This is a genomic window from Clostridium sp. (genome assembly GCF_050717545.1).
Taxonomy (GTDB): domain Bacteria; phylum Bacillota; class Clostridia; order Clostridiales; family Clostridiaceae; genus Clostridium_AD.
This window is the reverse complement of record NZ_JBOITN010000008.1, coordinates 107,686-133,331: the sequence shown is the minus strand read 5'-3', so window position 1 is coordinate 133,331 and position 25,646 is coordinate 107,686. Positions and strand designations below refer to the sequence as shown.

18 protein-coding genes are annotated in these 25,646 nt (G+C 30.4%); all 18 read right to left on the bottom strand.

From position 1 onward, the window contains the following. Window positions 1–123 precede the first annotated feature (123 nt). The 18 genes from ACREVX_RS01945 to ACREVX_RS01860 all read right to left on the bottom strand — a co-directional run bounded on the left by ACREVX_RS01945 (window position 124) and on the right by ACREVX_RS01860 (window position 25,612). Window positions 124–3,297, bottom strand: coding sequence for an ABC transporter permease (locus ACREVX_RS01945; RefSeq protein WP_431542407.1), 3,174 nt, complete (start codon window positions 3,295–3,297; stop codon window positions 124–126). Between the two features lie 2 nt (window positions 3,298–3,299). Continuing rightward, on the bottom strand, window positions 3,300–4,004 hold the full coding sequence (locus ACREVX_RS01940) for an ABC transporter ATP-binding protein (RefSeq protein ID WP_431542405.1): 705 nt from the start codon (window positions 4,002–4,004) through the stop codon (window positions 3,300–3,302). 68 nt (window positions 4,005–4,072) lie between these two features. Next, window positions 4,073–4,900: a Cof-type HAD-IIB family hydrolase gene (locus tag ACREVX_RS01935; RefSeq protein WP_431542404.1), complete on the bottom strand. Its 828-nt coding sequence runs from the start codon at window positions 4,898–4,900 to the stop codon at window positions 4,073–4,075. 99 nt (window positions 4,901–4,999) lie between these two features. After that, window positions 5,000–5,728 carry a flavodoxin family protein gene (locus ACREVX_RS01930; protein ID WP_431542402.1) on the bottom strand — a complete coding sequence of 243 codons (729 nt, stop codon included), beginning with the start codon at window positions 5,726–5,728 and terminating at the stop codon, window positions 5,000–5,002. A gap of 231 nt (window positions 5,729–5,959) precedes the next feature. Continuing rightward, on the bottom strand, window positions 5,960–8,557 hold the full coding sequence (gene clpB, locus ACREVX_RS01925) for an ATP-dependent chaperone ClpB (RefSeq protein WP_431542401.1): 2,598 nt from the start codon (window positions 8,555–8,557) through the stop codon (window positions 5,960–5,962). A gap of 166 nt (window positions 8,558–8,723) precedes the next feature. Continuing rightward, window positions 8,724–9,026 carry a hypothetical protein gene (locus tag ACREVX_RS01920; RefSeq protein WP_431542400.1) on the bottom strand — a complete coding sequence of 101 codons (303 nt, stop codon included), beginning with the start codon at window positions 9,024–9,026 and terminating at the stop codon, window positions 8,724–8,726. 225 nt (window positions 9,027–9,251) lie between these two features. Beyond that, window positions 9,252–10,244 carry an NADH:flavin oxidoreductase gene (locus ACREVX_RS01915; RefSeq protein ID WP_431542399.1) on the bottom strand — a complete coding sequence of 331 codons (993 nt, stop codon included), beginning with the start codon at window positions 10,242–10,244 and terminating at the stop codon, window positions 9,252–9,254. 136 nt (window positions 10,245–10,380) lie between these two features. Then, window positions 10,381–12,486, bottom strand: a complete 2,106-nt coding sequence (locus ACREVX_RS01910; protein WP_431542398.1) for an AraC family transcriptional regulator — start codon at window positions 12,484–12,486, stop codon at window positions 10,381–10,383. 293 nt (window positions 12,487–12,779) lie between these two features. After that, window positions 12,780–14,330, bottom strand: coding sequence for an ABC transporter substrate-binding protein (locus ACREVX_RS01905; RefSeq protein ID WP_431542397.1), 1,551 nt, complete (start codon window positions 14,328–14,330; stop codon window positions 12,780–12,782). An 88-nt stretch (window positions 14,331–14,418) separates the two neighbouring features. Continuing rightward, window positions 14,419–15,318, bottom strand: a complete 900-nt coding sequence (locus tag ACREVX_RS01900) for a carbohydrate ABC transporter permease (protein WP_431542396.1) — start codon at window positions 15,316–15,318, stop codon at window positions 14,419–14,421. Between the two features lie 21 nt (window positions 15,319–15,339). Then, window positions 15,340–16,320 carry an ABC transporter permease gene (locus ACREVX_RS01895; RefSeq protein WP_431542395.1) on the bottom strand — a complete coding sequence of 327 codons (981 nt, stop codon included), beginning with the start codon at window positions 16,318–16,320 and terminating at the stop codon, window positions 15,340–15,342. A gap of 211 nt (window positions 16,321–16,531) precedes the next feature. Next, a complete protein-coding gene (locus ACREVX_RS01890; RefSeq protein WP_431542393.1) occupies window positions 16,532–17,878 on the bottom strand; it encodes a glycoside hydrolase family 30 protein in 1,347 nt (448 codons plus the stop codon). Window positions 17,879–18,195: 317 nt separating this feature from the next. Beyond that, window positions 18,196–19,026, bottom strand: coding sequence for a 5-dehydro-4-deoxy-D-glucuronate isomerase (kduI, locus tag ACREVX_RS01885; RefSeq protein ID WP_431542392.1), 831 nt, complete (start codon window positions 19,024–19,026; stop codon window positions 18,196–18,198). A 36-nt stretch (window positions 19,027–19,062) separates the two neighbouring features. Beyond that, complete coding sequence (locus tag ACREVX_RS01880; RefSeq protein ID WP_431542391.1) at window positions 19,063–20,049, bottom strand: LacI family DNA-binding transcriptional regulator; 987 nt, start codon at window positions 20,047–20,049, stop codon at window positions 19,063–19,065. Between the two features lie 152 nt (window positions 20,050–20,201). Beyond that, window positions 20,202–23,057 (bottom strand): glycoside hydrolase family 2 TIM barrel-domain containing protein, encoded by a 2,856-nt coding sequence (locus tag ACREVX_RS01875; protein ID WP_431542390.1) that lies wholly within the window; start codon window positions 23,055–23,057, stop codon window positions 20,202–20,204. A gap of 138 nt (window positions 23,058–23,195) precedes the next feature. Beyond that, window positions 23,196–23,999, bottom strand: coding sequence for a tetratricopeptide repeat protein (locus ACREVX_RS01870; protein ID WP_431542389.1), 804 nt, complete (start codon window positions 23,997–23,999; stop codon window positions 23,196–23,198). A 144-nt stretch (window positions 24,000–24,143) separates the two neighbouring features. Beyond that, entirely contained in the window at window positions 24,144–25,178 is a 1,035-nt protein-coding gene (locus ACREVX_RS01865; RefSeq protein ID WP_431542388.1) for a TRAP transporter substrate-binding protein, read from the bottom strand. 110 nt (window positions 25,179–25,288) lie between these two features. Beyond that, window positions 25,289–25,612, bottom strand: coding sequence for a cupin domain-containing protein (locus ACREVX_RS01860; RefSeq protein ID WP_431542387.1), 324 nt, complete (start codon window positions 25,610–25,612; stop codon window positions 25,289–25,291). Window positions 25,613–25,646: the final 34 nt, after the last annotated feature.

The window sequence follows — 25,646 nt, the reverse complement described above, 5'->3', positions numbered from 1 at the left end:
AATAAACCTACTTTAACCTACTTATAGTTCCTATTATATTATAATATACCACATTATATTCAAATACATGATTAAAAAAACGTTATTGTATTAATAAATCACAATAACGTTTTTAATATTGAACTACTCTGCGCTTTTAAGTGATTCAATCATATCTATTTTACCAAATTCCTTATACATAGCCAAATTTACAATTATAGAAAAAGAAATTGTAAGTAAAACTGCATACAGAAAATAAATAGGATTTATTTCTCTCATAAACATCATTACATTGGTTTCTGATGTAGTAATAACATAATTGCTTAGGAGTATTCCAACAGCTATTCCTGTTAAACTTCCTATTACCGTTAATATTATGTTTTCACGGTATATATATAATGCTAGTTCACTATCATAAAACCCTAACAGCTTTATTGTTGACAATTCTCTTTTCCTTTCATTTATATTTATATTTGTAAGATTGTATATTACAACAAAAGCGAGTACCCCAGCTGATATTATTAATACTAACACTACTGAATTAATACTATTTGTAGTTTTGTTAAAACTAAATTGTGATTTATTTTTATAATTTACAGATCCTACATTGTCTATAGCTGTTAATGTCTTCGTGGTTTTATCTTCTGAACTATCTGTAATACTTTTTAAAAGTCCATAAAACCCATTAAATTTAATGCTATCTCCAGTTATTTTTTTATAATAATCAGGACTCATATAAATGTAATGTTGCAGATAATGCTGAGTTATACCTGAAATCGTAGCTTTTACCACTTTATCATTTATGGTTATTTGAAATGTATCACCAATTTTTTTATTCATAAGTTTTGATAACTTTTCAGTGATAATTACGCCATTATCATTAAGTTTAAGATCCTCACCTTTCATAGTAAGATTAATATACTTATTAATCTCATTTTTATCCTCTGCAACCACAATATAAGCATCTTCACGTCCAGATTTATAAAGATCAACTGTTGAATTTTTAGTATAAGAAAATAAAACTGACTTTACGTTGGAATCTTCCATTACTTTATTTTTTGTAGTGTCTTTTTCATTTGCGGCTATATCATCTCTAAATGTTGACAACATGTCATATCTATATATATCAGTAAATTGACTCTTAGCAGCCCCGAGTATTCCTGATTTAAGACCAAACCCTGTTATCATAAGACCTGTGCACACTGCAATACCTATAACCGTCATGAAAAATCTTTGTTTATATCTAAATATATTTCTTGCAGTAACTTTATTTGTAAAACTTAATCTTTTCCATATAAAAGTTATTCTTTCAAGTAATATAGTTTTCCCTGCCTTTGGTGGCTTTGGCCTCATAAGTGACGATGGTGCTTCTCTTAATTCTTCAAGAGATGCTGCAACCGCTGCAAGCGACGTGAATATTATAGCGATTAATGAAGATTGAAGCGCAAGACCCGCATTAAACGGCGTTAATGAATTTGGAATAGCATAAAGAGTTCCATAAGCATTCATTATAAGTGGCGGAAATAGCCTAAATCCAAAGGATATACCTAAAAGCGTTCCAGTAACACTTGCTAATAGTGCATATATCAAATAGTGCGTAGTTATTGCAAGCCTTGAATATCCTAAAGCCTTAAAAGTTCCTATTTCAATTCTATTTTCTTGAACCATTCTAGTCATAGTAGTAAGACTAACTAAAGCTGCTACTAAGAAAAATATAAGTGGGAATGCCTTTCCTATGTTGTCTATTCTGTCACTATCTTGCCTATATGTCTCATATCCAAGATTAGCACTCCGTCCTAGGACATACCACTCTGGAGTTTTAATATCCTTAATCTTATCTTTATTTTCTTTAATTTTTGCTTCTCCATCTTTTATTTTAACATTTGCTTTTTCTTCTTCTGCTTTGATTGTTTTCACATTTTCATTTAATTCTTTTTGTCCATCATCAAGCTTTATTTTCGCTGCCGCAAGATCCAATCCCGCTTGCTTTAGTGATTTTTCCTGCTGATTTAATTGTGTCCATCCTGAATCAATTTTTGTTTTTGAAAGATCAAAATTATTTTTTAAAAGCTCCATATCAAAATAAGGTTTCATTTGAACTAAAGCTCCGCTACCTTTTAATGAATTGTACATAGTTTCAAAATCTTTTCCCTTTATGTTTCCTAAATAAATTTTGTTTATTCCATTGTACTGAGCGATAAAAACTTCATTATTAGGATCTGAATCTAATTGTTTTTTTGCATCACCAACTTTCAAAGCAATTTCTGCCGATATTTGGGATGCAACTTGCTTTTTTCCTAAATCTAATTGTTTCTGACTATAAATAAGTTTGTTTTTCCCCAAAGCAATTTGCTTTTCTCCTTGTCCCTTTTTTTGATTATATAATGTTTGATTTTTTGCAAGTTCAGCTTTGCCCTTATCAATTTTAGTTTGCGCATCGCTTAATTTTTTATAACCATCTTTAAATTTATCCGCTGCTTCTTGTTTTGATTTGTTTAGTTTGTCCTCCGCTGTATTTATTTCGCTGTTAGCATCTGTTACTATTTGTGTATATTGTGCTTTACTTCTAATAACTCCTATATCCTTAAGACTTTGCTCCATATTTTTTGAATCAATTTTATACTTATCATTTAATATAAGACTATTCTTTGATATGCCGCTGTCCATTTTTAAGTACATTTCTGTATAAAACTCACTTTTAAATACATCAGGTTGTATATAAATAAATCCCTTTACTGATCCATTTCCCACAGAACTTAATTGCCTTTGAGCCGATAAATATAAAGGAGAGAGTGCCTCCCCCACTATTTTAAACTTACTAATTTTAAGGCTATCACCTATTGAAGTATCTTCACCTGATTTAAGTTCTATAACGTCTCCTATTTTAAAGTTATTAGCTTTTAGAAATCCTTTTTCAACTACAACCTCATTACTTGACGTTACTGCTTTTCCTGTAACAATTTTCATTTGGTTTATTCCGTTTTTAACAGGCACTGAATTAACATTAAGAACAAGTGAATGTTTGTCTTTTTCAACTATAACATCTATTGAATATGAGCCCTCAACCTTATCTACACCTTTTAACTTGCCTACTTCTGACAAATCATCTTTTGTAATTCCAAATGTAGAAATTAATTTAAAATCCATAAATCCAGCTTCATTAAAATAAGCATCTGCAGACTTTTTCATATCAGGGCTAGTGGCTCTTACTCCAGCATAAAAAGCTACTCCTATTGCAATAATTATTACTATAGATAAAAACCTTGAAAAAGTTTTTTTTATATCCCTAAATAGATTTTTGAAAAATGTCTTTTTCATTCCTACCACTCCAAGCTTTCAATTGCTATTGGATTATCGTTTTTAACAACGCTTTCAACTTTACCACTTTTTACTGTTATTATCTTATCTGCAATTGGTGTTATAGCAGAATTATGCGTAATAATAATAACAGTCATCCCATCTTTTTTAGATGTATCAGATAATAACTTAAGGATTGATTTGCCAGTATTATAATCAAGTGCTCCTGTAGGTTCATCACAAAGAAGTAGCTTAGGACTTTTAGCAAGTGCCCTTGCTATTGAAACTCTCTGCTGTTCTCCTCCTGATAACTGAGATGGAAAATTTTTCATTCTATTTTCAAGTCCAACATTTTTAAGTACTTCTACAGGACTCATTGGATTTTTACATATTTCAACTGCAAGTTCTACATTTTCAATTGCGTTTAGATTCTGTACTAAATTATAAAATTGAAACACAAATCCTATATCATCACGTCTATATTTTGTAAGCTTTTTTTTATTATATTCACTTATATCATTACCATCTACAATAATATTTCCAGTTGTAACTTGGTCCATGCCTCCAAGAAGATTGAGTATTGTAGTTTTCCCTGCTCCACTAGCTCCGATAACAACAACGAATTCACCTTTTTCTATAGTGAATGAAACATCATCCACGGCTTTAATGATAACTTCCCCAGTTTTGTAAGTCTTTTTTAAATTTTTAACTTCTATAAATTTTTTCATTTTTATCTCCTAACTTATATTGTCATAATCTAACTTGCTTATACCGCTTATTTTATTAAGCCTTGTTCTTATTCCTGTAATATGTAATTATTTATAGCATAAGCTATGCCCGATTCATTATTAGACTTAGTTATATATTTAGCATTTGACTTAACTTCCTCCACTGCGTTTCCCATAGCTATAGGCATACCAACACATGAAAGCATTTCCATATCATTATAATTATCTCCAAAAACAATGACTTCATTTAAATCTACACCTAATTTTTGTGATAAAATTTCTAAAGCATTTCCTTTAGTAATGTTTGATGCCATAATATCTAAAAGACACTCTGATGAACTCACTACGGTAAGATTATCATATTTTATGAAATATTTTTCTAACAATAGTACATCTGCATGATTTTCACAAACTAATAAGACTTTCAAAGCATCTATATCATTAATATTCTCAATTATATCATTGTCTATATATTTTATTGGTACTCGTAACTCTTTTTCTAATAGTTTATTGCGACTTTCATATTTTTTACCTAAGGGATTGTTTTTATTAGAATATACTATTTCATCTGTATATACAATATAATCTACATTATTACTAACGCAATAATCAACAATTTCTTTTACACTTTTTTTATCCATTATCTTTGAATAAATAATTTCTCCTGTTTCAATGTTTCTAATTAATCCGCCATTACAAGAAATAACAGGTCCCTTAAGCTCTAATTGCTTAATATAAACCTTCACCATAAGATCAATTCTTCCTGTAGCAATAATTACAGAAAGTCCCATCTCTTGAAGTTTCTTTAGTGCTACTTCATTCTCTTTTGAAATTTTATTATCTGCATTAAGTAAAGTTCCGTCCATATCACATACACACCATTTATATTTAATCATTTTCACATTCTCCTCTGCTTGCTCGCTATCATTTAAAAAAGTATATTATATCTAATAATCTACCCTTATATCATATATTTCAACACTAACTTTTAAATATTATTTATTTATGATTTTATTTAAAAGTTTACCAAAACTTCTTGATATTAACATCCTAAAAATATTTATTTTACATTTAAAATAATATGCCTCGGAATTCCAACCTTTACTTTTCCAATACTCACTATCTAATCCTATTAATTTATAAGCAAGTACCTTTTGAACTTGAAAATTTATAAGTTCCTTTAGTAAAGGTTTATAGCGCTCATTATTCATATTAAGATACTTAATAAAATTCTCACATTCCCTTGTCGAAATTTCATTATCTATGTTTCCAATTGATCTACCTATTTTACCCGCATTAATGCCACCCCATTGAATAACAACTCGATCTAAATATTTAAGAGTAGATTTAAGTCCGGAGCCTTTGGTTGTTGAGATAACTAGAACTGGTTTACCATAGATTTCTGGTCGATGAAACCATCTACAGGTTCTATCTATAAATGTCTTTAGCATCCCAGATACATTTTCCATATAAACTGGTGAACTTAAGATTATTCCATCGCTAGATTTTATTTTATCAATGATATCTTCAATCTGGTCATTCAATACACATCCACCTTTAACCAAACAATGTTCACAACCGATGCAAGTTTTTATATCATAATCGAAAAGATTTATTATTTCTACATCAATATTATTATCTATTAATATTTCTTTAACTTTCTCAATGAGTCCATAAGTATTCTTTTTCCTACTACTTGAATTTATAGCTATTACCTTTAACATACGTACTACCATCTCCTTCCTTTTTAGTATATCACTACATTTCATACATTCTATATAATAACAAAATTGATATAGAATATATAGTTAATATATAGTAGATTTATATTTAATAGGTGGTTTTTATGCCAAAACATAAAATAATCACTATAGCAACCTAATTTCTAAGTTACTATAGTGATTATAATTTTTCTTGTTTCATATTTTTTAATATACAGTTAGATAACTTATTTATTAAGCTTTTTCTATTACAATTTGATCGTCTTTGGCATCTACACCGATGGTAGATCCATCATTTATATCTCCCTTTATAATCTTTTTCGCAATAGATGTTTCTAAAACATTTTCAATATATCTCTTAAGTGGTCGTGCTCCATAAATTGGGTCATAACCTTCCTCTGCCATTAGCTTTTTAGCAGCAGTTGTTACTTTCATTAATATATTTTTATCTTTAAGCCTATTTTGAATATCTGCAAGGAATATATCAACTATTCCTTCTATTTCTTTTGTCTCTAAAGGTTTAAATAATATAATATCATCCAACCTATTTAGAAATTCCGGTTTAAATTTTGACTTTAACTCTGTCATAACTCTATCCCTAATATGTTTCTCTATACCTCCACTTTCTTTGTTTTCTAGGAGATAGTTACTTCCAATGTTTGAAGTCATAATAATTATACAGTTTTTAAAATTAACAATTTTACCTTGGTTGTCTGTTAGCCTCCCATCATCTAATATCTGAAGAAATATATTAAACACATCTTCATGAGCTTTTTCTATTTCATCAAATAATACTACGCTATAAGGTTTACGACGTACTGCTTCCGTAAGCTGACCACCCTCTTCATACCCTACATAACCTGGTGGTGCCCCTATAAGTCTTGATACAGAATATTTCTCCATGTACTCTGACATATCTATTCTTATTATATTTTCACTTGACTCAAATAAAACCTCTGCTAGAGTTTTAGCAAGCTCTGTTTTTCCAACACCAGTAGGCCCAAGGAATATGAATGAACCAATTGGTCTTTTCGGATCCTTCATGCCAGCTCTTGCCCTTATAACTGCATTTGATACCGCAGTTACTGCTTCTTTTTGACCGATTACTCGCTTAGTTAGTTCATCCTCAAGCCTTAGAAGCTTTTGTCTTTCACCTTCTTCTAAATTTGTTACAGGTATACCAGTCCATTTTGATACAATTTGTGATATTTCTTTTTCAGTTACCTCCTCTTTAAGCATAGCGGTTTCGTTATTTTGGTGAATTTCTGCCTCTTTTTGTTTTATCTGAGCTTCAAGTTTTGGTATTACTCCATATTTAAGCTCTGCCACTTTACTTAAATCATATTCTCTTTCTGATTTTTCTATTTCACCTCTTGAAACATCGAGTTCTGCTTTTAAATTTCTAATTTCCACTATCTTAGATTTTTCTTTTTCATATTTTGCTGTCATTTCATTATCTTTATCTTTTAAATTACTTAGCTCTTTATCAAGTACTAAAAGCCTTTTCTTTGAAGCATCATCTTTTTCTTTTGACAGTGCTTTCTTTTCAATTTCTAATTGAAATACCTTACGTTTAATCATGTCCATCTCAGTTGGCATGCTATCTATATCGGTCCTTATCATTGCACATGCCTCGTCAATAAGATCTATTGACTTATCTGGTAGAAACCTTGCGGTTATATACCTATCTGAAAGTTTAGCTGCTGCAACAATAGCTGAATCATGGATTCTTATCCCATGATATATTTCAAATTTTTCTTTAAGGCCTCTAAGAATTGATACTGAATCTTCAACTGTTGGTTCCTCAATAGTTACTGGCTGAAATCTTCTCTCTAGAGCTTTATCCTTTTCTAAATATTTTCTATATTCATCAAAAGTAGTTGCTCCGATGCAATGCAAACTTCCTCTTGCAAGCAGTGGTTTTATCATGTTACCAGCATCCATAGAGCCCTCTGATTTTCCTGCCCCAACTATGTTATGAATTTCATCTATAAATAAAATTATTTTCCCTTCACTTGTTTCTACCTCTTTTAGAACAGCTTTAAGTCTTTCTTCAAACTCACCTTTAAATTTAGCTCCAGCAATAAGAGCTCCCATATCTAAAGAAAATATTATTTTATTCTTAAGACCTTCTGGTACATCTCCTTTTACAATTCTTTGGGCAAGTCCTTCAACTATAGCAGTTTTACCTACTCCAGGTTCCCCTATAAGTACCGGATTATTTTTAGTTCTTCTAGAAAGTATTCTTATAACCCGCCTAATTTCCTCATCTCTTCCTATTACAGGATCTAATTTATGCTTTTTCGCTTGCTCCACAAGATTTGAGCCATATTTTACTAGCGCCTCATAAGTACCTTCTGGATCAGCACTTTCTACCCGCTGATTCCCACGGACGCTGGAAAGTACACTTAAAAATGCTTCTTTAGTTATATTGAATTCTTTTAATATATCAACAATTTCTTTAGTTTTTACACCCATTAATCCAAGCATTACATGTTCAACACTAATAAAAGAATCTTTAAATTTTTTAGCTTCTGCTTCAGAACAGACGAAAACTTCTTCAAATCTTCTAGTAGCATAGACGGACCCACTATCAACACCGCTTCCTGACACTTTTGGCATTCTATCCAGTGTATTTTTAATATCATTATTAAGGCTAATTATGTCCACTCCCATTTTACTGAATATATTAGGAATGAGCCCATCCTCTTGAGCTATAAGCGCTGCAAATAAATGAATTGTATCTACCTGTTGATGATTATTTTTTACAGCTAATAATTGAGCCTCATTTAATGATTGTTGAACCTTTACTGTTAATTTTTCTACATCCATTTAAATAACCCTCCCTTTAGTTTATTAAATTATTATTACCCATTTTATTTTGAAATATAAATTAATCACCATAGTCGCTTAAAATTCAAGTTACTATAGTGATTATTTTTTTAAATTATATGTAATGATATAATTTACTTTTACATTACTAATTTTATTGAAATTATTATTTAAGAAGTACTTGAGTTATTCTAATAAGTTGTTCTTTGCTCAGCGCTTCTAGATACATTTGACGTTCCGTAAACGTGCACTCTTCTAAGAGTTTTCTTACTCTATTGGTTTCTATATAAATACCTGAAACCATTAAGTCATCAGTATTTGTGTCCATATAATGCCTTTTCCAAATATTGTAATATTTTGTGGCAGTAGTCTCACTAAACCCTTTATTTATTAATTTCATAATACCTGTATTTCTATCTTGTTTTTCAAAACATTCACATAGTTTATATATTTTCGAAAGCATTATCATCTTTTTTTCCTTCCTTCTTGGTTAGCGAGGAAACATAGAAAACTTCAATCCCTTGTTCATTTTATCTTTCCGTACACAATTTCTATTTACCTTATATTATACCATAATTCAGATGAAATAAGTGCTCTTTATAGCAAATACTATATTTATTTAAGAAATATACTAAAAAAACACCGATTTACAATTAATCGATGTTTCACTATTTTTCACTATTTTTCACTATTTTTACTCAATACTTTTAATTGCATTTTCAGCCCATTTTGAATCCTTATATATAGCCCTAGCTACTCCAATTAGATCAGCTTTTCCATCCGCTAGGAGTTTTTGCGCAGCGCCGACCTGCGTAATTCCTCCTGCAAGTAAAACTGGGATTTTCGTAACTTCCTTAATAGCCAAAGTTATCGGTGCAAAATATCCTTGACTAGTATTACCTGGAATAGTATATCCGCAAAATCCTCCAGAAATATCAAGCATGTCTACTCCTACTTTTTCAAAAGCTATTGATGCAATCATACTATCTTCAATAGTAGTTCCACCCTCTATATAATCACAACCACCTAGCCTTAAAAGAATTGGAAAATCATTACCAACTATCTCACGTACTGCCTTGATAATCTCTAAATGAATTTTTATTCTCCCAGCTATTTCTCCACCATACTCATCTTCTCTTTTATTAGTAAGTGGTGAGAAAAATTGATTTAGGAGATATCCATGAGCAGAATGAATTTCTACCCCATCAAACCCAGCTTCCTTTGTTCTCCTTGCTGCGCTTGCAAATTCTGAAATTATAACTTTAATTTCTTCTATTGTAAGTTCACTTGGAACCTTACCTAAACGTGGATTTGCAATAGCCGATGGTCCAACGGGCGCGTGTCCTGTAACCTTTTCATTTGCTGCACTTCCGGCATGATTAATTTGCATTACTGTTTTAGATCCGTTTTTATGAATAACAGCAGCAAGTTCTTTTAACCCTTTCACCATACTATCATCTGCAACGCAGAGCTGTCTATCACTAGCCTTTCCCTTAATTGTTATAAAACTATGTTCTATAATAATAAGTGATATAAATCCACCTCTCGATTTTTCATCATAATACTCTAATATACCCTTACTTACCTTTCCATCTTCCTCAGACTTTGATGTAGCCATTGGTGGCATAACCAACCTGTTGTTTAGAGTCAATTTACAATTTTCTAGTGGTTTAAGCAAATCTAACATTTTGTAACCTCCATGTGATTATTTGTTTTAATTTCTACTTACTATTTCATTATCAATTCACCATCAGTATAATACTTATTCTTAATGCACACATATTTTAATCCATGTTTCAATAAAATCATATGGGTGTAATAAATTACGTACCACTAGTGCATCTATATAGGTTAGGAGTAGTGCCAACTGTTTTCTTGAATGCTCTATAAAAATAAGTTTCACTTGTAAACCCACACTTCCCAGAGATAACAGAAACATTGTCTTTAGTTTCTATTAATAGCTTTTTTGCCATCTCTATACGTTCTTCGTTTATATATTCTATTATAGTTTTTCCTGTATACTGCTTAAAAATTTTAGTTATATAAGTTGCAGTAAAACCTATATTATTAGAAATACCTTCAACAGATAAATTAACATCATTGTATTTTGTATTAATAATTGTGATTATATCCTTAGTCATATTCTCATACTTGAGTGAGCTCACGCTTTTAAAACTTTCATTAATTGTATCAAACAAATGAAACACTACTTCATTAAACATATCTAATGTTTCAATACTTCCCATTTCTGATGTAAAAGCGCCTAACTTTTCTGATAAATTATTATTTGGTGAAACTTTTACATTTTTGATGGCTTCACTTATTTCCCAAAATAAAAACGTCGTATAAATTTGAAAAGCCGCATAGGTACTTTTCTTCAATTCATTAACTACTTCTAAATACATATCTTTTGCTTTTTCACTTTTTCCTGTTATTAGCGATGATATAATTTCTCTATCTTTGTGTACTTGATAAGCATATTTTGTTTTACTTCTTTTTTTTATATCATCATAAAATATTACGCAACCTTGCCCATAGAAAAACCTATTTTTAGAACCCTCTTTTAACATGGATAGTGTATTTTCTAAATCCTTAAATCGAACAATTTTTTCGCTAATTGTCATGGACACTGAAATGTGAAAATAATTATTTATTAACCTTTGAATTTCGGTTACTTCTTTAGTTATGCTAGCATTGTTGTAATAATCATTTTTGCCTGTATCTACTAAAAACAGCATCTGATCTTCAGATATATAAATTATTTCAGTTATATATTGAGGTCGTAATGTGTCTTTAGTTATATTAGATATTGCAAATTCTATTAAATCCTTATCCTTTATATTTTTAGAAATTATATTCCACTTATCGATTTGCACCAGAATTAAAGTATATGTTGATTCTAGTGAAATGCTTATATCATACTCATCAAAACCCTTTTTAATAAACGATTCCTCCATTTGTTTACTGTGACAAATAAAGTTTATTAAAAATTTCTTCCTATTTTCATCTTCTATATCATGTTGCTGCGACTCATATAACGTTAATCTATTTAGCAGATTCTCTACAGGGTCATATAATCTACGTGATAAATAAATAGCTGCACCAATACCTAAAAGCAATATTACGCTGCAAATTGTTATAACTCTTATAAGTATACCTGAGATACTTTTATTAATAATTTTATATGGTATAACAGATATATAATTCCATTTTAAAGATGATATCTTTGTATAAGTAATTAGGCATTTATTTCCATTAACATCATCTACTATGGATCCACTAGTGTTTGGTTCAGCTACAACTTTTTGAATATATGGGTCGCTTAACACACTTAAAAATTTTTCTTTCCCATCGCTTGCAACCACGCTTCCCTTATTGTCAATTATTAGATTTTTTACACTTCCTACTTGCTTCATTTGCTGGAGTGTTCTTTTTAACCAAGCATCCTTCAAATTTATTATGACTATACTATTAGGTCCAAGTAAAACTTTATCATATAATAAAAAAGTATATCCATCAGCTTTTTTACCAGTCTTAAGATTTGGTACTTCTCTTGGAATAGGTGTAAATGTATTATACAACTTATAATCTTCAACGATGGATATTATACCCTTATCTAATAACTCATTCTTTGGCACAATAAGATTTGGTGCTGACTCATCACTTATATAAAATGTATCAGAATTGTAAATGAATATGGAATTTATATCGTTTACAGCTCTTCTATAATTAGTCATTTGCTGCAAAGCTGGTATGTATTGAGTGGCATCTGGTTCATTATAACTGCACAAAAGTTTAATATAATAATCATATTTTAGCTGTATACTTGTACTACGTATCATATCAATAGTCGACTGAGTATCTTTTATTGACTTTTTTATATCTTCAACATATATTACATAAAGTTGATTCAACATATTTTTTTTCATATTAAAAAATAATAAACATGAAACAAGCAAAATTGCTATCTCTATAGTTGATATAAGCATTATTAACATTCTCAAATATAACTTATTTTTAACTTTATGCTTAATTATAATATTCACCCCCAACCCACAAAATAAGTAGTTATCCTACTTTAATTGCTGATTTATAACTCTTAATAATTTTAATCAAATATACTAATTAATAGCTGATAAAAATAATAAGTAAACACCCATTATTTTCACCAGCTAATTTTTATTTAAGCTTTAACATGATTATAACATATTAAGTCAGTTATTTATTTTATTCCTTTCTTATTTAAATATTCATCAAGTTGTTTTTGAATATTATCACGATAATTCTCAAACCCAGCTGCCTTTAATTGGCCTTTAAATGTCTCATATGACTTATCTACATCCTTTACAAGTCCAGCCATTAGTGGATTACCATATTGATTTTTTACCTGATTAACTGCAGCATATTGACTCTGAATGGCATTTGTATCAAGTACAAATGCATCTAATACATTTAGAGTAGCTAATTTTTCATTAGCTGCCATACGGTTTTCCCAGTCACTCCATACTCCAACCTGAGCTTTAGCAAGTTCTTTATTTGTCCATGCCCAACTTGAAGGTGCTGTATGATTAGCAGTATCTATCTTACTATAATCTAACCTTCCATCAGCTGTCAAATTGTAAGTTAAATCTTTTATTCCATATTGCATTAAATCATAATATTCTTTGTCATTCTGAAGTTTATCTATTAATGCCAATGCTCTTTCTGGATTTTGAGATATTGTAGGTATTACTGTCAAGTTCTGAGTTGCGGATGATCCATGAACTTTATTTTGTATTCTGTTATATTCAAAAACTCCTATTTTCCAATCTGGATGTGCTTTTTCTATTTTTTCAACTTCGCCTTTTGCTTTTGGTAAAGTCGAATTAAAGGAAGCTGCTGCTTTTCCAGTTTCCACTGATACTACACCGTCTTCAGTGCTTGAAAGTGCACTCTTTGACCAGAATCCTAGATCTGCCCATAATTTCATTTTTTCAACGAATGGTTTGAATTCAGGTGTGTTTACAGTTTCAAGCAACTTATGAGGACTCTTAGGATCCATTACAAGATTCTTTCCTGAGGGATCATCAACTAATTCATAAGGTGTTGTATACAAGAACATGTTATCATAAGCTGCTGCCCCTACATCATTTGTAGGCATAATACCTTTCTCATTCTTTTTAATGGCAGTTAGATACTGCTCAATAGTATCCACAGAACTAATTTCAGGCAAATTATATTTGAGCCTCAAATCTTCTCTATATATGAATGCATTTTGCACATATTCTGGATTTTGATTCGGTACTGCATAAATCTTATCATCAACTTTAACACCCTCCCAGCTCTCCTTTGATATTTTGGAATTTAATATTGGAGCATATTTAGGAATTAAATTTGTAAGATCTAAAAAAGCACCTTTTTTTGCATATGTTGCATAGGTAAGCCAACTTGCGGAATACACAAGGTCCATATTTTGACCCGAAGTAAGCATTAAATTATATTTAGTTTGAAAGTCTGTCCAAGTTGAATAAGTCGCTTTTACTGTGCAATTTAAATCTTTTTTAGTAAGTTCATTTAATTTAGCCATTATAACAGCATTATCTTTAGCTGCATCTCCCATAAGGTACAAATTTAGTTCAACACTTTTACTTGTGTCTAACTTATTGGTTGCATCTGTTTTAGCAGCGCCTGCACCTGTACTAACATCATCTTTCTTTGCCCCGCATCCTACAGTCAAACTAGCTACAAGTGACAGTATGGTAATACAAGAAATAAATTTTTTTAATTTTTTCATGGTATTTCCCCCTCATATAATTTGTTTTATTAAATTGGAATTATATTAAATAATATTTTCATATTATGTTTAAACTTTTAAATAACTATTATCCTTTGACTGCACCAATTGTTATTCCTTTTACGAAAAACTTTTGAACAAATGGATATAACAAAATTATTGGTCCAGTTGCTACAACCGCTGTTGCCATTTTTAAAGATTCAGTTGGCACATTAGTGGACACAACGTATTGCGATGCCTGCGATGCATTTAGAAATTGAGCACTTTGAAGTGTTTTATATAATAAATATTGCAGCGGATATTTATTAGCATTTTTTATAAAAAGTGATGCCATAAACCAATTGTTCCAATAACTTAAAGCAACGAAAAGACCAACAGTTGCTATTACTGGTTTTGATAGTGGAAGCATCATTTTCCAGTATATTAGAAAATCTCCAGCACCATCTATCTTCGCAGATTCTATTAATGAGTCTGGTATAGACTTCATAAAATTTCTAAATAGTAATATATTAAACACTCCCACAAGCTCTGGTATAATAAGTGCTGAATACATATCCTGCATATTTAAATATTTACTTATAAGCATATACCAAGGAATTAATCCCCCACTAAAAAGTGTTGTAAAGTATAAGAAAAAAGCTATTTTATTTCTTGCCTCAAAATCTCTTCTCATGAGTACATAACCTGCCATGGACATGAGAATTAGTCCTGTAACGGTTCCAGAAACTGTTACTAGTATACTTACGCCATATGCTCTAAGTATTTGCTCTGGAAATGAAAAAAGCATTTTATAAGCTGCAAGTGAAAATTCTTTTGGTATCAATGAGAATCCAAACTTTGATATAGCCTCATCTGATGTAAAGGAACCGGACACAATAAGTAAAAATGGTATGAGGCATAGTAACATAATTATTGTTATTATTATATAACCAACAATATTAAATGCTATTATATCAGTACTAACCTTTTTGATTTTACTCTTTACCATTTCTTTCTCCCCCCTTTTTAGCTAAAATAGCGCATAGTCTTCATTTATCTTTTTAACAACAAAATTGAAAGAAAGGATAATTATAAGCCCGACAAATGACTGATATAACCCTGACGCAGTTCCCATTCCAATATCAAAATTAACAGTCAGTGACCTGTAAACATAAGTATCTATAATATCAGTAGCTTTAAATAATACCCCATTATTCCCAATAACCTGATAGAATAAATCAAATTGTCCACGTAATATTCCACCTAAGCTAAACAATAACAACATAACAAAGGTTGGCTTTAATAATGGCAATGTTAAAAATTTTATCTTTTGAAATATGTTGCAACCATCAATGTCCGCAGCTTCATATATCTCTCTGTCAATTCCCATAATCGCAGCTAAATATATAACAGTACCATACCCCAATCCCTTCCATACATTGAAAAATACAAGGATATATTTCCAAATACCTGGCATTCCATAAAAGTTTAAGGGTTCTTTTCCAAAACTCTTCAATAATCCATTAATGGCTCCGAATTCAAAATTGAATAGATTATATGCAAAAACTCCAACCAATACAAATGATATGAAAAATGGTAAAAACATTACTGATTGAGCAAATTTTTTGTATAATTTTCCTGATAGCTCGCTTAGTATAACCGCTGTAATAATTTGAAGAGAATTTCCTACAAATATAAAAGCTAAATTATACAGCACAGTATTTTTTGTTAAAGTCCATACAATACCTTGAGTCCCTCCCTGGAATAAAAACTTAAAATTCTGGAGTCCAACAAAATCACTTCCAAATAATCCTCCACGAAAATTGAATTTTGTAAATGCAAAATATATACCAATCATTGGCAGGTACGCAAATACTATAGACATACATATTACAGGAAGAATCATTAAATAAAGAGTTTTATGTTTTTTAAAGTCTTTAATAAATCTACCTTTCTTCTTTATTTTTTTAAACTTAATACTTATAGAGGGTTCTACATTAATATCACTCATATTTTATTCCTCCTGAACTAATTATTCTTTAAACGAATTAGCTAACATCTGACTATAACGATACTGTAAAACGTTTACTTTGTAAATTATACTTATGTTAAATCACCTATACATTTCATTGAAAAAGTACTGCACTTTTCCAATATAACTAACCTTTTAACGAATTCAATACTATTTTCTCATAAATAAGAGGAATATAGATAATATTGTTTTACTTCCATACAAAAGTCACTGCACTTTCTCCTGTTATTAAATATTCAAATGATTTTGAATTAACTTCTACTTTTATTAGCTTATCCTCTTTTTTTCTATTTGATATTATTAATACTTTAGTGTCGTCCGGATTTTTAAACGCAACATTTTCAATATCATCCTCATAGGTATTTGAATCTATTCTATATGCACCAGGCACTACAAATTTACTTATATGACCCATAGTATAGTAATCAAGGTTATATTTAATATTACCAGTATTTTGATTAATTGATACAATTCCGCGACAAGTACTATTCTCCAACAAGCTTGGTCCATTCTCATCATCAAGAGCTATATTCCACCACACAATAGATTTAGACCAATTTCTTGGAATTCTTATAATATGTTTCATCTGATCTAAGAATGCATCATGAACAGGTGGAATCCATTCTCCTCCTGACCCTTCTGTAAACCAAATATCTTTACCATGGTATTTATTATGAACTTTAGACATAGCTTCATGAGAACCATTATAGTAATGCCATGCTGAACCTGCAATAAACTTGCTTGCCTCAACATCACTAAAAATTAAAAGAGGATAAGACTCCATATCCCAATTGTGATCATAGCACATAATTTTTGTATCTATACCATTTATTTTAAAGGCTGGCCCAAGATTATTTTTTATAAAATTCAGCTGTTCTTCCGGTTTCATAATCATACCTGGATATTTTTCCGGGTTAAAAAGTGGCTCATTCTGTGGTGATATAGCATAAATTATGATACCTTGTTTTTTATACTCTTGTATAAATCTTGTGAAATATTGAGCATAGGAATCATAACAATCTAATTTAAGAATCCCACCTATCAAATTATCTGATGTTTTCATCCAACCTGGCGGACTCCATGGAGTAGCCATTATTTTAATATCCTTATTTATATCCATAGCTTCCTTAATGAGAGGGATAATATATCCTTTATCGTGGTCTATAGAAAATTCATCTAAATTAAAATCTGTTTCTCCCTTTCCCACATCATCATAGCTGTAAACATCTAATGCATAATCACTCGCCCCAATTGGTTGACGTAGAAAAGACATACCTATACCTTTATTCTTGTTAAAGAGCTGATGCATTAGTTTCATGCGGTTCTCTTCACTAAGCTTATTATGTATTAACCAAGCTGATGCATCTGTTAATGATGCGCCAAACCCATCCATCTGTTGATATGTCTTATTTTCATCAATATTAATTGTATACTCTTGTTTTTCACCATTTTCTTTAAAATTTATTTTCTCTTGCTTTTCCAGTAATTTTTTTTGATCTATTGTTGTTGCCCATACATCTATAGAGATTTTATCCATTTTTCCCCTCCTCTATTAATTCTTTATTAATTCTGTATAACATCTGAGTATAGGATAGTTTAAAACGTTTACTTTGTAAATTGTACATATAATAAATCATATATACATTTCATTAAAAAGGTACTACACTTTTGCAACATAACTAACCTTTTAATAAATTTAGTGCTACATATAGCATAGGTTGTGATAAATCTATTACAATGAAATATTTAACGCTATCTTAAATCTATTATTACAAAAAAATACAAAACGTAAAAAGAGAAGAAAAATTTAATTTCTTCTCTTTTTACGTTTATTTATAGATTTACACTTAAAGATTATTTTATATCTTTAGTTAATACATGATCCATATCTGTAAATTCTTGATTTTCGCCAACCATACCCCAAATGAAAGTATAGTTCTTAGTTCCAACTCCTGAATGTATAGACCAACTTGGAGAGATAACTGCTTGCTCATTTTTCATAACAATATGTCTTGTCTCTTGTGGAGTTCCCATAAGGTGGAACACAACATTATTTTCATCCATATCGAAGTATAAATATACTTCCATACGTCTATCATGAGTATGGCAAGGCATAGTATTCCATACGCTACCAGGTTGTAATATTGTCATTCCCATAACTAATTGACAACTTTTACAAACTGCTGGATGTACATATTGGTTTATTACTCTTTTATTACATTCTTCATCAGAACCTGCTTGAACCTTATTAGCTTGCTCTAAACTAATTTCTACTGTAGGATAATTTCTATGTGCTGTAGCACTATTTACGTAAAATTTAGCTGGATTTTTAGCATCTTTACTTGTGAAACTAACTTCTTTGATTCCTAGTCCAACATAAAGTCCGTCCCTAGCTCCTAGTTCATGTTTTTCACCATCTAAAGTAACTGTGCCTGCTCCACCAATATTAATAATTCCAAGTTCACGTCTTTGCAGAAAATAATCACAACCCAAAGCTTTACTTCCTTCTAAAGAAAGCGCTTTGTCTGTTGGCACTACACCTATTACTATTATTCTATCAATATGGCTATAAACCATCTTTATTTCGCCGCATGCGAATAAATCCTTGATTAAAAAATGTTTCCTAAGCTGAGTAGTATCGTACGACTTTGCATCTTCATTATGACTTGAATATCTAATTTCCATTATAATTCCTCCTAATATGTATTTATTACTTTTAGTTTATTCATTACATGATTTTCTTATAATAAGTTCAGGTTGCAATATAATCTTTTGTTTTACGACCTGATGATTATTTATCTCATCTATTAAGATTTTTGCCGCAATTCTCCCTAGTTCAAATTTTCTTTGATGAACTGTAGTTAACGGAACGATTAACATGGCAGCTTGCTCAATATCATCATAACCTGCAAGGCCAATATCTTTAGGCACAAGGATATTATTAATGTGAGCGTATTTCATTACTCCCATTGCTACAAAATCATTTATAGCGAAAATAGCATCTACATTTTGTTTTACTAGTATTTCAGCAAGTTTAAATCCATCCTCAAAACTTGCGTTACTGTTTAATAAAATTTCATTATCAACTTCTATATTGTTCTCCATTAATACATCTTTATACGCCCTTAATCTTTCATTACTTGCAGAAGATGTTTCGTCTCCAAGTATTACTCCAATTTTTCTATATCCCTGAATTATCATGTGATTTAATATTTTTTTAGCCCCAGCATAATTATCATTACCTACATAACTTATTTCTAAGCCATTAACATAATTTTCTGCCATCACAAGTGGCATATTTTCAATAATTTTCTTATAATCTGCGGCTTTAGGTTTTACAGGAACTAGAATTATACCATCAACTCTTTTCTGCGCTAAAAAATCAATATACCTATTTTCATTTTCTTTGTTTCTATCACTATTACAAAGTAATAGTCCATAACCGATTTTTTCTAAATATGAACTAACGCCTTTGCTCACATATGCATAATATTGATTAGTTATATCAGGTATTATAAGTCCAATCATATTAGTCTTGTTTAATATAAGACTTCTAGCAGCTGAATTTGGAATATAACCTTTTTCCTCACAAGTTTTGAGTATATATTCTCTTGTTTTTGTAGAAATTTCTTTACTATTATTTAATGCTCTAGATACGGTAGTTGCAGAAACATTACATTCTCTTGCTATATCCTTTATACCTACCATATTTCTCCCCTTAATATTAAATAATATATTTACGTTAACGTTAACGACTTATTTAAAGTATAACACCAATTAGCATATATTACAATAATCTTTATAAAAAACAAAAAACTTTAGCAAATATTTTTCTATTTGCTAAAGCTCAATTTTCTTAATTAAAATTTACTTATCATAAATTTATAAGATATATCTTTCTCTTTAAGTCTATATTCATCTAACAGGTCTGGTCCGCAACTACCTGAACCAATCCCAGAGTTTTTATAATCTATACGTACTATAGTATTATCATTTTCTATTAATTCATTTGTGTGTTTTGCGTTAGTAAGAACTTCTGATGTATAATTTGATACATTAAATTGAAATCCATTAGATTTTGGTCCTTCTGATTCAAATTCCAGACCTTTCGATTTGAATTTTAGCCCACCGATACATAGTTCTTTAGTTTTTATGTGATTACCATGTTCTTGTGGAACAATATATGGAACGTATTCTTCTTTTGGACTACTTTCGTACATTCCAACTTTAGTATGATGACACATGTCCATATAATTCTCAAATGGTCCCATTCCATAATATTTAAACTTTTCATTTGTTTTAGGAATCTCAAATTCAAAACCTAATCTTGGAAGATAAACACAAGTTTCTTTTACTTTTCCTTGAAGCTCAATCTCAATTTCACCCTTTGCTGAAACAGTGAAAGTGGTAGTAAATCTTAAAAATGGCGAACGTGAGATCCCAGCAAGGCTGCCACTAATTAAAATCTTATTCTCTTTTAATTCACAAGAATATACTTTTGAAAATATTCTATTGAAATTTTCACCACTTCTGTTATCTTCAAATAATCCCCACTTATATTTTATAGTTCTATCATTATCTGTTGGTGCACGCCATACAGTTAGCTTAACAACATCTGATAGTCTTTGGGTGCCATCAATTATGAGGCTCTCAAAATTTCCATAGTGTTTGTTAAATATATAGGTGAAGTTCTCACCAGTTATTTTTATAATCTCCTTTTCATCTGTAAAGTTTGCTGAGATTACTAAATCGCTAGTCTCATTTTCAACATCAACATCTAAAGAATGTTGCTCCATAGCGACTTCATATTCTCCCTCTAAGCTCACATCCATATAGCATCCTAATTTACAGCTCCTAGGCAATATAAAATCAAGAGTATATTCTTTAGTCATATGGGGCTTTATATCACAAATAAGTTCTCCGGTTTTTATAACTTCCCCGTCGATAGCGACCTTCCATAATAATTTATATTCATTTAAATTTGTGAAATCATAAAGATTAGTAACTGTTAACTTATTACCTATAATTTTAGTCTTTATATATTGATATACAGCTTTAACTTCTAGTGACCCCGCTTTAAACGTGCGATCAGCAAACACCATACCATCACAACAAAAATTCCCATCATGAGTAACTTCTCCAAAATCTCCACCATATTTATAGGTACCATCTACCATAACAGCATGATCTGCCCATTCCCATATACAACCGCCCATAAGTTTAGGATATTGATAAATCTTTTTCCAGTAATCGAAAACATCCCCGGGACCATTTCCCATAGCATGAGAATATTCACATAAGAAGAACGGTCTCATATCGCCGTTTTTAGCAAATTCTTCTATTCCATCTGGACTTGTGTACATTCTAGATACTACATCCACTGATGACTTATCATTAACTAAAGAAGCTCCCTCATAATGAACTAATCTTGAGCTATCTCTGCCTTTTGTCCATTCAATCATAGCATCATGATTACTCCCATAACCACTTTCATTTCCCATTGACCACATAATAACACATGAATGGTTTTTGTCTCTTTCCACCATTCTTTGAACTCTTTCCACAAAAGCATTTTCCCATTGATTTTGATTGCATATCCACTCTGGATTTTCAATATCGTATTTATAACCAGTATCTCTTGAAACAAATCCATGTATTTCAATATCAGTTTCATCCACCACATAAAAACCTATTTCATCGCATAGATTTAAAAACTCAGGAGTTGGCGGATAATGAGAAGTTCTAATACAATTTATATTGAGCTCCTTCATCTTAAGAAGTTCTGCTTTCATATCGGCGTAAGGTGTATAATGCCCTAAAGTTGGATGCGTCTCATGTCTGTTAACTCCTTTTAGCTTTACGCTAGTTCCATTAATTAGTAATTCTCCAAGAGCTGATACGGAAATATCTCTTATTCCAACTTTAAATGGAATATATTCATTCCTGTTTTTTACTACAACCGTATATAAAAAAGGTTTTTCTGCATTCCATAAAATAGGGTTGTCCAGTGTTTCTATTTTATTTTTTCCATCATAAATAACATAGTCCCTTTCAGAAACAATTATAGATTTATTCTCTACTTTAATCTCAATGTTCGGTCTGCTACCCTTAGCCCTGGAAAGCAAATAGACATCTCTAAATATTCCTGATAAACGGAAGAAATCTTGATCTTCTAAATAACTTCCAGAACACCATTTTAAAACTTTAACTGTTAATTTATTGTTGCCCTCAATTACATACTCCGAAATATTAAATTCACTTTGAAGATGAGACCCTTGGCTACTCCCTACAAATTTATCGTTTACATAAAGATACAAACAAGAATTAACTCCTTCAAATACGATATAAGCGTCTTTCTCACTCCACTGCTTATCAATATTAAAATTCATAGAATAAATACCGCAAGGATTATCATCAGGTACAAAAGGTGGATCAACAGGATGTGGATAATTTACATTTGTATAATAAGGGGCTTCATATCCATGCATTTGCCAATTAGATGGAACAGGGATCTTGTCCCATTTAGTAATAACCTCCGGCACATTGATATCTCTTTTAAAATAAGCAAAATCCCATACGCCATTTAATAATTTATAATACTTTGACTCCGCTTTATTACCTTCTAATGCTTTTTCTAAAGTATCATAAGGAATATAATAAGAACGCTGCACTTCGCGGTTTTCTTGAATTGAATTTAAATCTTCATAAATTCTCATTTATTCATACCTTCCTCTCTATAGTAAAAATTAATATCTAATAAATACATACTTTTTCTTAATTATAATACTATTGAACAAGTTTCTAAATACATATTATTGACTATAACATGCACAATATGATACAATTTTGCTTTTTTATTCAATTGAATTTTCAATTTCAGTTATTTTAGCTTCTACCTCTTCTTTTGATATAGCACTTAGAAATGTAAAATCGCACTTTAAGGCTTGATTTAAGTTTTGAAGTGCTTCCTCATTTTTATTTAACTTTAACAGTGTAAAAGCATAGTAGTAATATGCTGATGGAAAAGACGGTTTTTCTAACATTAATTCCTCATATATCTTTAAAGACTTATCATATTCTCCTAACATATAATAGTTCGTTGCTAGGTTGTCTAATATACCTGCATTTGTAGTATTATACTCATATGCTTCAAGATTCATCGCAAGCGCCACATCATATTTCTTTTGTAATATTAAAAAATATCCTAAATTTTGGTATATAATAGTGGTTTTATATTTTTCATATAATGGCATAAGTATATCTACTGCTTCATCTATATTATTCTTTTTCCACATTACAATTGACAAATTAAGTTTTATACTAATTTCATCATCTGAAGTTAATTTTTTCGATGAAAGCTGTTTCAATAATTTTTCAGCTTCTTGCAAATCACCGCGTAGCAACAAATGGTATACATAATATAATTTTATTTTCATTGGTGAGTTTTTTATTTTATAAGCTTTTTCAAAATAAATATAAGCCTCATCAATTTTATTTCTTTTATATTTATTGCTACCAATGTAATAAGTAATTGTTGCATAATTTTTATATATTACATATCCAATAATAAAAGCAATGGCTAGTACCTTGTTGTAAGCTATAAACACAACTAATGCCAAAATGACAACTATAATATTCGTGTATTTTTTGATGTTCATTTTTTATTACCCCCATATTCCATATTCATTCTAATTATAACTCAAAAAACTAATAATTTGTAAAAAAGTGATAACTATCGTAAAATAACAACTTTAGATGCTAACAAGATTTTAGGAGATATATTTTAAGTGATTTTATTTAAATTATTTTGTAGCAAGTATTTCATCTATTAACTCTTTCCATTCTGGATGTTCTGCATACGTAGGCTTAGCTGCATCCTGGAATTTAGCTTGTTGATCACTAGTTAGTCTAGTAATAGTAATGTCACCCTTTGAAACTATTGTAGCCTGAGCTGCGTCAGACTGTTTAATCCATTCAGCTCTTTCTACAGTAGCACCAACAACAGCTGCTGCTTTTAATATTTTCTGATCATCTGATGATATTTTATCCCAAGACATTTTACTAAATGCTATCATTTCTGGAACTCTTGTATGTTCATCTATTGTGATATATTTTGCCACTTGATAATGATTAGAAGATAAATAACTAGGCCAATTGTTTTCTGCTCCATCTACTACACCAGTTTGTAATGCATTATATACATCACCATAAGTCATTGGGGTAGCAGATGCACCTAATGCTTTAACCATATCCATCATAGGTTTACTTTCCTGAACTCTAATCTTTAAACCCTTTAAATCAGATAGCGATTTCACATCCTTTTTAGTATTATAAAAATTTCTTGCTCCAGAATCTACCCAGCTAAGTCCTACTATTTTACTATTTGCCTGTAAACTAGCAAATATTTTTTCTCCTACAGGTCCTTCTAAAACTCTAAACATTTGATCTTTATCCTTATAAAGATAAGGTAGCGTTAATACGCCAATTTCTTTATTAACCTCACTTAGTGGTGCAGCACCTACACGTATTGCATCAATAGCACCAAATTGAACTTGTTCTATAGCACTTTTTTCATCCCCAAGTGAAGCTCCTTCATATACTTTAATTGTTATCCTTCCATCTGTATTTTTTGAAACCTCATCTGCAAAAGCTTGATCTCCAATTACTGTGGGATACCCTTCAGGTTGACTATCTGATAATCTTAAAGTAATTAATTTAGTCTTAGATGTTATACCTTTTGTTGTATCAGTAGTTGCTTTTTTTCCACAACCAGAAAGTACCCCTACAATAAGAACTATGCATGAAACTATTGCCATAAATTTATTTTTTTTCACCATTTTTACCCCCTTAGCAAGTTCTAATTTATAAATCCATGTCTTTTAAAATATGAAAATCCCCGTTATCATATGTAAAACAAATGATAACCGGGAATAGTATGTTTTTAATTTTATTTAAGAAAATCTTCTCTTTGAGGTGTAAACACATCTAATATAGTTGCATCCTCTAGTGCAAAAACACCATGTGGTACATTGGGATTAACATAAAAAGTATCACCGGCTTTTACTATTTCTTTTTTATCGTCAATACTTACTTCAAAACTTCCTTTTATAATATAACTGATTTGTTCATGTACATGCTGATGAATATCTCCAACTGCACCTTTTACAAAATTAACCTCTACCATCATAATACTTGGAACATGTGCTAGTACTTTGCGACATACCCCTTTGCCAAGATCACTAAGTTTAACATCATCATTTCTTACTATCATATTTCTCTACCTCCTTGTATTTCGTTAGAAGTTA

Coding starts and splice junctions, on each gene's coding strand:
- ACREVX_RS01945 (WP_431542407.1), bottom strand. CDS start 3,297: ATGAAAAAGACATTTTTCAAAAATCTATTTAGGGATATAAAAAAAACT.
- ACREVX_RS01940 (WP_431542405.1), bottom strand. CDS start 4,004: ATGAAAAAATTTATAGAAGTTAAAAATTTAAAAAAGACTTACAAAACT.
- ACREVX_RS01935 (WP_431542404.1), bottom strand. CDS start 4,900: ATGATTAAATATAAATGGTGTGTATGTGATATGGACGGAACTTTACTT.
- ACREVX_RS01930 (WP_431542402.1), bottom strand. CDS start 5,728: ATGTTAAAGGTAATAGCTATAAATTCAAGTAGTAGGAAAAAGAATACT.
- clpB (WP_431542401.1), bottom strand. CDS start 8,557: ATGGATGTAGAAAAATTAACAGTAAAGGTTCAACAATCATTAAATGAG.
- ACREVX_RS01920 (WP_431542400.1), bottom strand. CDS start 9,026: ATGATAATGCTTTCGAAAATATATAAACTATGTGAATGTTTTGAAAAA.
- ACREVX_RS01915 (WP_431542399.1), bottom strand. CDS start 10,244: ATGTTAGATTTGCTTAAACCACTAGAAAATTGTAAATTGACTCTAAAC.
- ACREVX_RS01910 (WP_431542398.1), bottom strand. CDS start 12,486: ATGAAAAAAAATATGTTGAATCAACTTTATGTAATATATGTTGAAGAT.
- ACREVX_RS01905 (WP_431542397.1), bottom strand. CDS start 14,330: ATGAAAAAATTAAAAAAATTTATTTCTTGTATTACCATACTGTCACTT.
- ACREVX_RS01900 (WP_431542396.1), bottom strand. CDS start 15,318: ATGGTAAAGAGTAAAATCAAAAAGGTTAGTACTGATATAATAGCATTT.
- ACREVX_RS01895 (WP_431542395.1), bottom strand. CDS start 16,320: ATGAGTGATATTAATGTAGAACCCTCTATAAGTATTAAGTTTAAAAAA.
- ACREVX_RS01890 (WP_431542393.1), bottom strand. CDS start 17,878: ATGGATAAAATCTCTATAGATGTATGGGCAACAACAATAGATCAAAAA.
- kduI (WP_431542392.1), bottom strand. CDS start 19,026: ATGGAAATTAGATATTCAAGTCATAATGAAGATGCAAAGTCGTACGAT.
- ACREVX_RS01880 (WP_431542391.1), bottom strand. CDS start 20,049: ATGGTAGGTATAAAGGATATAGCAAGAGAATGTAATGTTTCTGCAACT.
- ACREVX_RS01875 (WP_431542390.1), bottom strand. CDS start 23,057: ATGAGAATTTATGAAGATTTAAATTCAATTCAAGAAAACCGCGAAGTG.
- ACREVX_RS01870 (WP_431542389.1), bottom strand. CDS start 23,999: ATGAACATCAAAAAATACACGAATATTATAGTTGTCATTTTGGCATTA.
- ACREVX_RS01865 (WP_431542388.1), bottom strand. CDS start 25,178: ATGGTGAAAAAAAATAAATTTATGGCAATAGTTTCATGCATAGTTCTT.
- ACREVX_RS01860 (WP_431542387.1), bottom strand. CDS start 25,612: ATGATAGTAAGAAATGATGATGTTAAACTTAGTGATCTTGGCAAAGGG.